The sequence below is a fragment of the Pseudomonas sp. PvP028 genome (assembly GCF_017832255.1).
Lineage (GTDB): Bacteria > Pseudomonadota > Gammaproteobacteria > Pseudomonadales > Pseudomonadaceae > Aquipseudomonas > Aquipseudomonas syringae.
Window position 1 is genome coordinate 2543204 of sequence record NZ_JAFIBL010000001.1, and the last position, 11882, is coordinate 2555085.

General features: G+C 59.4%; 10 protein-coding genes. 8 read left to right on the forward strand and 2 right to left on the reverse strand.

The genetic code is table 11. The annotated features are described in order from the left end of the window. Window positions 1–3: 3 nt before the first annotated feature. The 4 genes from JOE34_RS11365 to lpxC all read left to right on the forward strand — a co-directional run bounded on the left by JOE34_RS11365 (window position 4) and on the right by lpxC (window position 4457). Window positions 4–873, forward strand: coding sequence for a cell division protein FtsQ/DivIB (locus tag JOE34_RS11365; RefSeq protein WP_003395370.1), 870 nt, complete (start codon window positions 4–6; stop codon window positions 871–873). A gap of 14 nt (window positions 874–887) precedes the next feature. Further along, window positions 888–2144: a cell division protein FtsA gene (ftsA, locus tag JOE34_RS11370; protein ID WP_003364017.1), complete on the forward strand. Its 1257-nt coding sequence runs from the start codon at window positions 888–890 to the stop codon at window positions 2142–2144. A 101-nt stretch (window positions 2145–2245) separates the two neighbouring features. Continuing rightward, window positions 2246–3433 carry a cell division protein FtsZ gene (gene ftsZ / locus JOE34_RS11375; RefSeq protein ID WP_002555041.1) on the forward strand — a complete coding sequence of 396 codons (1188 nt, stop codon included), beginning with the start codon at window positions 2246–2248 and terminating at the stop codon, window positions 3431–3433. A 112-nt stretch (window positions 3434–3545) separates the two neighbouring features. After that, window positions 3546–4457 (forward strand): UDP-3-O-acyl-N-acetylglucosamine deacetylase, encoded by a 912-nt coding sequence (lpxC, locus tag JOE34_RS11380; RefSeq protein ID WP_003364012.1) that lies wholly within the window; start codon window positions 3546–3548, stop codon window positions 4455–4457. A gap of 116 nt (window positions 4458–4573) precedes the next feature. On the opposite strand, the gene JOE34_RS11385 is transcribed toward lpxC, so the two are convergent. Beyond that, window positions 4574–5029, reverse strand: a complete 456-nt coding sequence (locus tag JOE34_RS11385) for a DciA family protein (RefSeq protein ID WP_003395359.1) — start codon at window positions 5027–5029, stop codon at window positions 4574–4576. Window positions 5030–5334: 305 nt separating this feature from the next. Here JOE34_RS11385 and secA point away from each other — a divergent pair, with 305 nt between their 5' ends. The 4 genes from secA to JOE34_RS11405 all read left to right on the forward strand — a co-directional run bounded on the left by secA (window position 5335) and on the right by JOE34_RS11405 (window position 11040). Beyond that, window positions 5335–8076 carry a preprotein translocase subunit SecA gene (gene secA, locus JOE34_RS11390; protein WP_003418776.1) on the forward strand — a complete coding sequence of 914 codons (2742 nt, stop codon included), beginning with the start codon at window positions 5335–5337 and terminating at the stop codon, window positions 8074–8076. Window positions 8077–8185: 109 nt separating this feature from the next. After that, window positions 8186–9403, forward strand: coding sequence for a bifunctional glutamate N-acetyltransferase/amino-acid acetyltransferase ArgJ (argJ, locus tag JOE34_RS11395; RefSeq protein WP_046266526.1), 1218 nt, complete (start codon window positions 8186–8188; stop codon window positions 9401–9403). Between the two features lie 57 nt (window positions 9404–9460). After that, a complete protein-coding gene (locus JOE34_RS11400; protein WP_046266525.1) occupies window positions 9461–10087 on the forward strand; it encodes a glutathione S-transferase family protein in 627 nt (208 codons plus the stop codon). 2 nt (window positions 10088–10089) lie between these two features. Then, complete coding sequence (locus tag JOE34_RS11405) at window positions 10090–11040, forward strand: Nudix family hydrolase (protein WP_003424479.1); 951 nt, start codon at window positions 10090–10092, stop codon at window positions 11038–11040. A gap of 263 nt (window positions 11041–11303) precedes the next feature. Here the strand turns inward: JOE34_RS11405 and JOE34_RS11410 are convergent, their stop codons facing one another. Then, a complete protein-coding gene (locus JOE34_RS11410; protein ID WP_003363999.1) occupies window positions 11304–11882 on the reverse strand; it encodes a cob(I)yrinic acid a,c-diamide adenosyltransferase in 579 nt (192 codons plus the stop codon).

Here is an 11882-nt window from a genome sequence, read left to right on the forward strand (position 1 = left end):
GGCATGTACGGCCCGTCGACACGTCCTCAGCCACCTGCACCCGGCCGCAACAAGCCGGTGCCGCGCGGCGCCAGCCGTATGGTGGCCAAGGAGCCCTTGTCGGCGCGCCTGCCCAAGGCCAACTTCAGTTTTCTGAAGCGTCTGCTCTGGCCTGTGCTGTTGGTGGTTCTGGGCTTCGGTACTTATGAGGCAGCACAGCGTCTGCTGCCGTACGCCGACCGCCCGATTACCCGCATCAACGTGCAGGGCGATTTGAGTTACATCAGCCAGCAGGCTGTGCAGCAGCGGATTGCGCCTTATGTGGCGTCGAGCTTTTTCAAGATCGATCTGGCTGCCATGCGCACCGAGCTTGAGCAGATGCCATGGATTGCGCACGCCGAGGTCCGTCGTGTATGGCCGGATCAGGTAGTGATTCGTCTTGAAGAGCAGTTGCCGGTTGCCCGTTGGGGCGATGAAGCGCTGTTGAATAACCAGGGGCAGGCTTTCACACCGCGTGAACTGTCCAATTACGAACATCTTCCCCAGTTGTTCGGCCCGCAGCGGGCCCAGCAGCAGGTGATGCAGCAGTATCAGGTGTTGAGTCAGATGTTGCGCCCGTTGGGCTTCTCCATCGTGCGCCTGGAGCTGCGCGAGCGTGGCAGCTGGTTCCTGACAACAGGTGCCGGTAGTGCTGGCCCGGGTATCGAATTGTTGCTTGGACGCGACCACCTTGTCGAAAAAATGCGCCGCTTCATCGCGATTTACGACAAAACGCTGAAAGACCAAATAACGAATATCGCGCGCGTCGACTTGCGTTACTCCAACGGCCTTGCGGTCGGTTGGCGCGAACAGGCAGCGCCGGCGACGGAAAAACCCGCCGTCGCGAAGAATTGATAAGAGGCAGGACCATGGCAAATGTGCAAAGCGGCAAAATGATCGTCGGGCTGGATATCGGTACCTCCAAGGTGGTGGCACTGGTAGGCGAAGTCGCGGCCGATGGCTCGCTGGAAATCGTGGGTATCGGTACCCATCCCTCCCGCGGCCTTAAAAAGGGCGTGGTGGTGAATATCGAATCGACCGTGCAGTCGATCCAGCGCGCAATCGAAGAAGCGCAGCTGATGGCCGGCTGCCGTATCCACTCGGCATTCGTGGGCGTTGCAGGCAGCCACATTCGCAGCCTGAACTCGCACGGCATCGTGGCGATTCGTGATCGCGAAGTCAGCTCTGCGGACCTGGAGCGTGTGCTCGATGCTGCTCAGGCGGTGGCCATTCCTGCCGACCAGCGTGTGTTGCACACCCTGCCTCAGGATTACGTGATCGATAACCAGGAAGGCGTGCGTGAGCCTCTGGGCATGTCCGGCGTACGTCTGGAAGCCAAGGTCCACGTGGTGACCTGTGCGGTGAACGCGGCGCAGAACATCGAAAAGTGCGTACGTCGCTGCGGTCTGGAAGTCGACGACATCATTCTCGAGCAACTGGCTTCGGCGTATTCCGTGCTGACCGATGACGAGAAAGAACTGGGTGTGTGCCTGGTGGACATCGGTGGCGGCACCACCGACATCGCGATCTTCACCGAAGGCGCCATTCGCCACACGGCGGTCATCCCGATTGCGGGTGATCAGGTGACCAACGACATCGCCATGGCGTTGCGCACTCCGACCCAGTACGCCGAAGAAATCAAGATTCGTTATGCCTGTGCGCTGGCCAAGCTGGCCGGTGCAGGCGAAACCATCAAAGTGCCAAGCGTGGGCGACCGTCCACCTCGCGAGTTGTCGCGTCAGGCCCTGGCCGAAGTGGTAGAGCCTCGTTACGACGAGCTGTTCACCCTGATCCAGGCCGAACTGCGCCGCAGCGGCTACGAAGATCTGATCCCGGCCGGCATCGTGCTGACCGGGGGCACAGCGAAAATGGAAGGTGCGGTCGAACTGGCCGAGGAAATCTTCCACATGCCGGTCCGCCTGGGCGTACCGCACAGCGTCAAAGGGCTCGCTGATGTCGTGCGCAACCCGATCTACTCAACCGGCGTAGGCCTGTTGATGTACGGGCTGCAAAAACAATCGGATGGCATTTCGCTGTCCGGGATTGTCGGCAACAGCAGTTACAGCGACGAAACCAAGGCACCGGTGCTTGAGCGTATCAAGCGTTGGGTGCAGGGCAATTTCTAAGTTTCAACGTTCAACGGTTTCACAGCTTCAGATTCAGGGCTTCACCAGCAGTATCGGCAGGCAGTAGGCAAAACTAACTAGAAAGCGGAAGGAGAGAGAAAATGTTCGAACTCGTAGACAACGTCCCGCAAAGCCCGGTTATCAAGGTTATCGGCGTAGGCGGTGGTGGCGGCAACGCTGTCAATCACATGGTCAAGAGCAACATCGAAGGCGTGGAATTCATCTGCGCCAACACCGATGCTCAAGCGCTGAAAAACATCGGCGCGCGGACCATTCTGCAACTGGGCACCGGCGTGACCAAGGGTCTTGGCGCTGGCGCCAACCCTGAAGTCGGTCGTCAGGCCGCACTGGAAGATCGTGAGCGCATTGCAGAAGTTCTGCAGGGCACCAACATGGTTTTCATCACCACTGGCATGGGCGGCGGTACCGGTACCGGTGCAGCACCGATCATTGCTGAAGTGGCCAAGGAAATGGGTATTCTGACGGTCGCAGTCGTGACCCGTCCGTTCCCGTTCGAAGGTCGCAAGCGTATGCAGATCGCCGATGAAGGCATCCGCATGCTGTCCGAAAGCGTCGACTCGTTGATCACCATCCCCAACGAGAAGCTGCTGACCATCCTCGGTAAAGACGCCAGCCTGCTGTCGGCTTTCGCCAAGGCTGACGATGTACTGGCCGGTGCCGTTCGCGGTATCTCCGACATCATCAAGCGTCCGGGCATGATCAACGTCGACTTCGCCGACGTGCGTACCGTGATGAGCGAAATGGGCATGGCGATGATGGGCACTGGCTGCGCCAGCGGTCCTAACCGTGCACGTGAAGCGACCGAAGCGGCGATCCGCAACCCGTTGCTCGAAGACGTCAACCTGCAGGGCGCTCGCGGCATCCTGGTCAACATCACTGCCGGTCCTGACCTGTCTCTGGGTGAGTACTCGGACGTGGGTAGCATCATCGAAGCGTTCGCTTCCGAGCACGCGATGGTCAAGGTCGGTACCGTTATCGATCCGGACATGCGTGACGAGTTGCACGTGACCGTGGTTGCCACCGGCCTGGGCGCGAAAATCGAGAAACCTGTCAAGGTCATCGACAACACGCTGCAGACCACCCAGCAGGCTCCTGCACAGCAGGCGTCCCGCCAGGAAGCACCGTCGGTCAACTACCGTGACCTGGATCGTCCTACCGTGATGCGCAATCAGGCACACGCAGGCGCTACAGCCGCGGCGAAGATGAATCCTAACGATGATCTTGATTACCTGGACATCCCGGCTTTCCTGCGTCGTCAGGCCGATTGATGAAATGTATCAGGGGTATTAGGGTGATTGGTGTTCAGCAAAGGCATGGTCTGCTATCATCGCCAGCCTTTGTTGATACCAGTTCGCAACTTGCGCTGAAGCGGCCCATGCCATGATTAAACAACGCACCCTGAAAAATATTATCCGTGCCACAGGTGTAGGCCTGCACTCCGGGGAGAAGGTTTACCTGACCCTCAAGCCCGCACCTGTGAATACCGGCATTGTGTTTTGCCGAGCTGACCTTGATCCCGTCGTGCAGATTCCTGCGCGTGCGGAAAACGTCGGTGACACCACTCTGTCGACCACTCTGGTCAATGGTGATGTCAAAGTCGACACGGTAGAACACTTGCTCTCGGCCATGGCTGGCCTTGGCATCGATAACGCCTACGTCGAGCTCTCTGCCTCCGAAGTTCCTATCATGGACGGCAGCGCAGGCCCTTTCGTATTCCTGATTCAATCGGCAGGCCTGGAAGAACAGGACGAGCCGAAGAAATTCATCCGTATCTTGCGTGAAGTCACAGTGGAGGAGGGCGGTAAACGCGCTACCTTCGTGCCTTTCGAAGGGTTCAAGGTCAGTTTCGAGATCGATTTCGATCACCCCGTCTTCCGTGACCGCACACAAAGTGCAAGCGTGGACTTTTCCAGTACTTCCTTCGTGAAGGAAGTCAGCCGTGCCCGGACCTTCGGGTTCATGAGTGATATCGAGTACCTGCGCAAGCACAACCTCGCACTCGGCGGCAGCGTGGAAAACGCCATCGTGGTCGACAAGGACGGTGTACTGAACGAAGACGGCCTGCGGTACGAGGACGAATTCGTCAAACACAAAATCCTCGACGCCATCGGTGACCTCTACCTGCTGGGCAACAGCCTGATTGGTGAGTTCCGGGGTTTCAAATCGGGGCATGCACTGAACAACCGTCTGCTGCGTACGTTGATCGAGCAGAAAGACGCTTGGGAAGTGGTGACTTTCGAGGATGCCAGTACGGCACCTATTTCTTACATGCGTCCTGTCGCGGCGGTGTAAGCAAGCTTTACTCTCTTTCCTTTTGTTCTTTAAAGGCTGCCCTCGGGTGGCCTTTTTTTATGGTTTTTTTCAGGGAAGGTCAGTGCTCGCGGAGGTTGTGCAGCGATCAGGCAGGGTTATTTCCTGTCCTTCGCATGGCTGGCCAGCCGCTCCAGTGCGGCGCGCAAGCGCGGATCGGTGATGCCTTCAGCGGTGGCCTGAATGTTTTCGGCAGCCACTGCCGACAGGTCGATCGTGTGCGTGGCGGCTCCGCGTGGCGCTTCAGGCGGCTGCACCTTGAACACAATGCGGGTCAGGTTGATGAATTCGTCGAAGGCCATCATTTGCCGGTGCAGGCGTTTCTGCTGGTAGCGCAGGCGCGTGGCCCAATGACCATCCGTCACGATCAGCAACAAGGTACCTTCGCGCCACGATGCCACGTGACAATGCTCGCGGGCCGCAGGTTGCAGCTGGCTTTCGAGCAGGCGCTGCAAGTGGCTGAGTCGCTCGGCGTGGCGAAATATAGCCTTCAAGGGCTTGGCTTCACGCAGCAAAACCGCGGGCGGGCGGGCGTTCAGAGGACGAAAGGCCATGGAGGGGTGCCTGGGTAACAAGATGAACATCTTAACAGAAAGCGTTCTGACGGCTGCTTTTCAGGGCATTTCCGTGCTTTCATATGCAAATCAATGAGTAACTTCCCCGGCTAACGGGTTGAAGTGCTTGAAAATGGCCCCATTGTAAACCTGCCCCGTCACAGCGCTGTGCCAGCATCGTGGAATAACGCCACTTTCCTCACCATCGTTTCCGGGTAGAATGCTCGTTCGCATGCGGCCATCTGGGCTGCACGGGCGACTCACGGGGCCGCCCTCCATTCCTATGTGTGGAAGATCCTGTCGATATGTTTGCGCCTTTGTTGAAAAAACTTTTTGGAAGCAAGAACGAGCGTGAAGTAAAACGCATGCTCAAGACGGTACAGATCGTCAATGCCTTCGAAGAGCAAATGGTGGCCCTTTCGGACGAGCAACTGCGCGCCAAGACCGAAGAGTTCAAGGCCCGCATAGCCAAAGGCGAGACCCTCGATCAATTGCTTCCGGAAGCCTTTGCTGTCGCTCGTGAAGCGGGCAAGCGCGTCATGGGCATGCGCCACTTCGACGTTCAGTTGATCGGCGGCATGACCCTGCACGAAGGTCAGATCGCGGAAATGCGTACCGGTGAAGGTAAAACCCTGGTCGGTACGCTGGCGGTATACCTCAATGCATTGTCCGGCAAGGGTGTTCACGTCGTTACCGTGAACGACTACCTCGCGCGCCGCGATGCCAACTGGATGCGTCCGCTGTACGAATTCCTCGGCCTGACCGTAGGCATCGTCACGCCATTCCAGCCGCCAGAAGAGAAGCGCGCCGCCTACGCTGCCGATATCACGTATGGCACCAACAACGAATACGGTTTCGATTACCTGCGCGACAACATGGCGTTCAGCATGGACGACAAGTTCCAGCGTGAACTCAATTTTGCCGTGATCGACGAAGTCGACTCGATTCTGATCGACGAAGCGCGTACGCCGCTGATCATCTCCGGTCAGGCTGAAGACAGCTCCAAGCTGTACACCGAAATCAATCGCCTGATCCCCAAGCTCGAGCAGCATATCGAGGAAGTGGAAGGCGAAGTCACCAAGCCGGGTCATTTCACCGTTGACGAGAAAACCCGTCAGGTCGAGCTGAACGAAGCCGGTCACCAGTTCATCGAAGAAATGCTCACCGAAGTCGGCCTGCTGGCTGAAGGCGAGAGCCTCTACTCGGCGCATAACCTGGGCCTGCTGACCCACGTCTATGCCGGTCTGCGTGCGCACAAGCTGTTCAATCGCAACGTCGAATACATCGTTTCGGACGGTCAGGTTCTGCTGGTCGACGAACACACCGGCCGTACCATGCCGGGCCGTCGTCTGTCCGAAGGTCTGCACCAGGCCATCGAAGCCAAGGAAGGTCTGAACATTCAGGCTGAAAGCCAGACCCTGGCATCGACCACGTTCCAGAACTACTTCCGTCTGTACAACAAACTGTCCGGTATGACCGGTACGGCCGACACCGAAGCGTTCGAATTTCACCAGATCTACAACCTGGCCGTCATGGTCATCCCGCCGAACAAGCCTTTGGCGCGTAAGGACTTCAACGACCTGGTCTACCTGACGGCGGAAGAGAAGTACGCTGCCATCGTCACCGACATCAAGGCCTGCATCGCGGAAAACCGTCCGGTGCTGGTCGGTACGGCGACCATCGAAACGTCCGAGCACATGTCCAGCCTGCTCAACAAGGAAGGCATCGAGCACAAGGTTCTGAACGCCAAGTTCCACGAAAAGGAAGCGGAAATCATTGCGCAGGCCGGTCGTCCGGGTGCGTTGACCATCGCCACCAACATGGCCGGTCGTGGTACCGACATCCTGCTGGGCGGCAACTGGGAGGTCGAGGTCGCCAATCTGGAAGACCCGACTCCCGAGCAGATCGCACAGATCAAGGCTGACTGGCAGAAGCGCCATCAGCAGGTGATCGAAGCGGGCGGCCTGCACGTCATCGCCTCCGAGCGTCACGAATCGCGCCGTATCGACAACCAGCTGCGCGGTCGTGCCGGCCGTCAGGGCGACACCGGCTCCAGCCGTTTCTACCTGTCGCTCGAAGACAGCCTGATGCGCATCTTTGCCTCTGACCGGGTGAAGAACTTCATGAAGGCGCTGGGCATGCAGTCCGGTGAGGCCATCGAGCATCGCATGGTGACCAACGCCATCGAAAAAGCGCAGCGCAAGGTAGAAGGTCGCAACTTCGACATCCGCAAGCAGTTGCTGGAATTCGATGACGTGGCCAACGAACAGCGTAAAGTGATTTATCACATGCGTAACACGTTGCTGGCCGCCGAGAACATTGGCGAGACCATTGCCGACTTCCGCGAGGAAGTGCTCAACAACCTGATCATCCAGCACATTCCGCCACAGTCCCTGCCGGAGCAGTGGAACGTTGCCGGCCTGGAATCGGCGCTCAATACCGACTTCGCGGTGCAAATGCCGATCCAGCAGTGGCTCGACGAAGACGACAACCTGCACGAAGACAGCCTGCGCGAAAAAATCATGGCGCAGTTGCTGGTGGCGTACAACGAGAAGGAAGACCAGGCCAGCGCCGAAGCCCTGCGCTCCTTCGAGAAGCAGATCCTCCTGCGTGTGCTGGACGACCTGTGGAAAGATCACCTGTCGACCATGGACCACCTGCGTCACGGTATCCACCTGCGCGGCTACGCTCAGAAGAACCCGAAGCAGGAATACAAGCGCGAGTCCTTCACGCTGTTCCAGGAACTGCTCGATTCGATCAAGCGCGACACCATCCGTGTGCTCTCGCATGTTCAGGTTCGCCGCGAAGATCCAGAGGAAGAAGAAGCACGCCTGCGTCAGGATGCCGAAGAGCTGGCCAGTCGCATGCAGTTCGAACACGCGCCGGCACCGGGCATCGAGCAGCCGCTTCTCGATGAAGAGGGTGGCGAAGCGCCTGTTGCCGTTGCATCCGAGCCGGTTCGCAACGACCAGAAACTGGGCCGCAACGAGCTGTGCTGGTGTGGTTCGGGCAAGAAATTCAAGCACTGTCACGGCCAGATCAACTAAGCCTTTGACTGTGTAATACCTGCGCCGCGACCGGCTTGCCCGTCGCGGCGTTTTTTCATTGATCGCCGTACCGATGCGGACGGCGCCACACTCCATGAGGAGCACCCCGATGGCTGTTGGTCTTGGTCCTTTGCCTGCGTTGCACCCGGTTCCCGGCTTTGAACTTGGCATTTCTTCTGCCGGCATCAAACGCCCGGGGCGCAAGGATGTCGTGGTCATGCGCTGTGCCGAAGGCTCCAGCGTAGCCGGCGTATTCACCTTGAATGCGTTCTGCGCCGCGCCGGTCATTCTGGCCAAGCAACGTGTCCAGGGCACCGTGCGTTATTTGCTGACCAACACTGGCAATGCCAATGCGGGCACGGGCGAACCAGGTCTTGTGGCGGCGCGGCGTACCTGCGAAAAGCTGGCGCAACTGACCGGCGTCGATGCTTCGGCGGTGCTGCCGTACTCGACGGGCGTGATCGGCGAGCCGTTGCCTGTGGAAAAGATCGAAGGCGCTCTGCAAGCCGCGCTGGATGATCTGTCTGTGGATAACTGGGCCGCAGCGGCGACCGGCATCATGACCACCGACACTCTGCCCAAAGGCGCCAGCCGTCAGTTCAGCCATGACGGCGTGACCGTCACTGTGACCGGCATCAGCAAGGGTGCAGGCATGATTCGCCCGAACATGGCGACCATGCTCGGTTACATCGCCACCGACGCCAAAGTGGCGCAGAGCGTGCTTCAGGACCTGATTCGTGACGGCGCCAACAAGTCGTTCAACCGCATCACCATCGATGGCGACACCTCGACCAACGATTGCTGCATGCTGATCGCCACCGGCCAGGCTGATCTGCCGGAAATTACCGAGGCCAAAGGTCCGTTGTTCGAGGCGTTGAAGAAAGCCGTGTTCGATGTGTGCATGGAAGTCGCTCAGGCCATCGTACGTGACGGTGAAGGTGCGACCAAGTTCGTGACCGTGGAAGTCAACGGTGGCGGCAATCATCATGAATGCCTGGATGTCGGTTATGCCGTGGCCCACTCGCCACTGATCAAGACCGCGCTGTTCGCCTCCGACCCGAACTGGGGACGTATCCTGGCGGCTGTCGGCCGTGCCGGTGTGCCGGATCTGGACGTGAGCAAGATCGACGTATTCCTGGGGGGCGTGTGCATCGCCAGCCAGGGTTGCCGCGCCACTACCTACACAGAAGAGCAGGGCTCGGCGGTAATGGCCGAAGAAGAAATCACCATCCGTATCGAGCTGGGCCGCGGCGATTGCAGCGAAACGATCTGGACTACCGATCTTTCTCACGAGTACGTGAAGATCAACGCGGAATATCGCACCTGATTCAATGCCCGGCGCGCCGGCATCCTGTCTTCGCGCCGGGCTCAATGGAGCTGAACCATGAGCCTGCATCTGATTATCGGCGACAAACGCTACTCCTCCTGGTCGCTGCGTCCCTGGCTGGTGCTGGAAATGACCGGTGCTCCGTTCACCGATCAGGTTATCCGCCTCAACCAGCCTGACACCCGCGCGAACATTCTCAAGTATTCACCCACCGGCAAGGTCCCTGCGCTGCAGTGCGAGCACGGCACGATCATCGATTCGCTGGCCATTTGCGAATACCTGGTCGAACGTTTTCCGGACGCTGGCCTGTGGCCGAGTGATACCGCTGCGCGTGCCCAGGCACGTTCTGCCTGCGCGCAGATGCACAGCGGCTTTGTCAGCCTGCGTTCGAACATGCCGATGGACCTGCGCCAGGATCAGGCGCTGGAAGTGATTCCGGTCGATACCCAGAACGACATCGACCGTATCGTCGAGCTGTGGGCCGAATGCCGCACTGCGGCGGCCGAAAGCGGTCCGTTTCTGTTCGGTAAGCCAAGCATTGCCGACGCGTTCTTCGCCCCGGTAGCCATTCGCCTGCGCAGTTACCGTGTCGAGCTGCCTGAAGAAGCGCTGAAGTACATCGAAACCATTTACCAGTGGCCTGCCTTCAGACGCTGGCAGCAGGCCGGTCTGGAGGAGTCCTGATCGTGAAACGAGTTCATGTGGCCGCCGCCGTCATTCGTGGCGCTGACGGCAGCGTATTGATTGCCCGGCGTGCCGACACTCAGCATCAAGGCGGCCTCTGGGAGTTTCCTGGCGGCAAGGTCGAGGAGGGCGAGACTGTCCAGGCCGCGCTCGCACGTGAATTGCAGGAAGAGCTGGGCATCCTGGTGACGGCGGCACGTCCGCTGATCAAGGTCTGTCACGACTATCCGGACAAGCAGGTGCTCCTGGACGTCTGGGAAGTCTCGGCCTTCACTGGCCAGGCGCATGGTGCAGAAGGGCAGCCGCTGGTCTGGGCCAGCCCGCGTGAGCTGGCCAATTATGACTTTCCGGCCGCCAATCAGCCGATCGTCGCGGCGGCACGTTTGCCCGGCGAGTACCTGATCACCCCTGAGGGGCTGGACAATATCGAGCTGTTGCGCGGTATGCAGAAAGCAATCGCAGGCGGCATCAAGCTGGTCCAGTTACGTGCACCGGGTGGTTACGACCCGAAGTACCGTGACCTGGCCGTGGATGCGGCGGGCCTGTGTGCCGGCAAGGCGCAGCTCATGCTCAAAGGGCCTCTGGAGTGGCTGGGCGACTTTCCGTCCGCCGGCTGGCACCTGACGGCGGAGCAACTGCGCAAGTACGCCAGTCGCGGGCGTCCGTTCCCTGAGAACCGCTGGCTGGCGGCGTCGTGCCATAACGCCGAAGAGCTGGCTCTGGCCGAGCAGATGGGCGTGGATTTCGTCACCCTGTCGCCCGTTCAGCCAACCCTGACCCACCCCGATGCGCAACCGCTGGGCTGGCCGCAGGCAACGCAACTGATTGCAGATTTCAACAGGCCGGTCTTTCTGCTGGGCGGCGTAGGTCCTGCCGAGCGCCAACAGGCCTGGGAGAGCGGCGCACAGGGCGTGGCCGGGATTCGCGCGTTCTGGCCTGACGAAATCGTCTGACGCTCAGAAGAGGACGCAGAGCGTCCAGAACGGCATGCCCACGCAGAGTAACTAGCGTTATACACAAGTCTGCTCTTGATTCTGGCCGCAGGCCGTGGGAGCAAGCTTGCTCGCGAAGAGGCCAGTAAAACCCCTGAAAAATGGGGCGTCTGGACCGACGTCTTCGTGAGCCAGCCTCGCTCACTCCCACAAGACCTATACCTAACGACAGGACGCTGGCGTGAGGATCTCTTCTGTGCTGCTCCGTTTAATGGATATGCCCATCAAACCGGCTTGGGTGCGGGCTGCCAAAGGATCTCGGCAATGCCCTGTCTTCTGGCGATCAATCGAGCAGCGACGAACAGTAGGTCCGACAGCCTGTTGATGTACGCCAGCCCTGCGCCTTCCAGCGGCTCGACGGCATTCAGATGCTGACAGCGACGTTCTGCACTGCGTGCCAGGCTACGGCAGATGTGCGCTTGTGCGATCAGCGATGAACCGCCAGGCAAAATGAAATTCTCCAGTGGCCCCAGTTCGTCATTCCAGACATCAATTGCAGCTTCCAGTCGCTCGACCTCGGCTTCGTTCAGCGCCTTGTAGGTCGGCATGGCCAGTTCACCGCCCAGATCGAACAGACGGTGCTGGCAGGGTGCAAGTACTTCGATCACTTCCTTGAGCGCCGGGACGCGCTGAGCTTCATCGATCAGCCCCGCCAGCAACAGTCCCAGCTGGCTGTTGAGCGTATCGACCTCACCGATGGCCTCGACGCGCGGATGATCCTTGGAGACCCGACGGCCATCGCCCAGACCGGTTTCACCGGCATCGCCGGTACGCGTGTAAATCTTCGACAAACGAAAGCCCAT

Bases quoted from the DNA above. Each gene is read 5' to 3' on its own strand.
- secA (WP_003418776.1), top strand. From the start codon at position 5,335: ATGTTTGCGCCTTTGTTGAAAAAACTTTTTGGAAGCAAGAACGAGCGT.
- JOE34_RS11385 (WP_003395359.1), bottom strand. From the start codon at position 5,029: ATGGCCTTTCGTCCTCTGAACGCCCGCCCGCCCGCGGTTTTGCTGCGT.
- JOE34_RS11400 (WP_046266525.1), top strand. From the start codon at position 9,461: ATGAGCCTGCATCTGATTATCGGCGACAAACGCTACTCCTCCTGGTCG.
- JOE34_RS11410 (WP_003363999.1), bottom strand. From the start codon at position 11,882: ATGGGCTTTCGTTTGTCGAAGATTTACACGCGTACCGGCGATGCCGGT.
- ftsA (WP_003364017.1), top strand. From the start codon at position 888: ATGGCAAATGTGCAAAGCGGCAAAATGATCGTCGGGCTGGATATCGGT.
- lpxC (WP_003364012.1), top strand. From the start codon at position 3,546: ATGATTAAACAACGCACCCTGAAAAATATTATCCGTGCCACAGGTGTA.
- argJ (WP_046266526.1), top strand. From the start codon at position 8,186: ATGGCTGTTGGTCTTGGTCCTTTGCCTGCGTTGCACCCGGTTCCCGGC.
- ftsZ (WP_002555041.1), top strand. From the start codon at position 2,246: ATGTTCGAACTCGTAGACAACGTCCCGCAAAGCCCGGTTATCAAGGTT.
- JOE34_RS11365 (WP_003395370.1), top strand. From the start codon at position 4: ATGTACGGCCCGTCGACACGTCCTCAGCCACCTGCACCCGGCCGCAAC.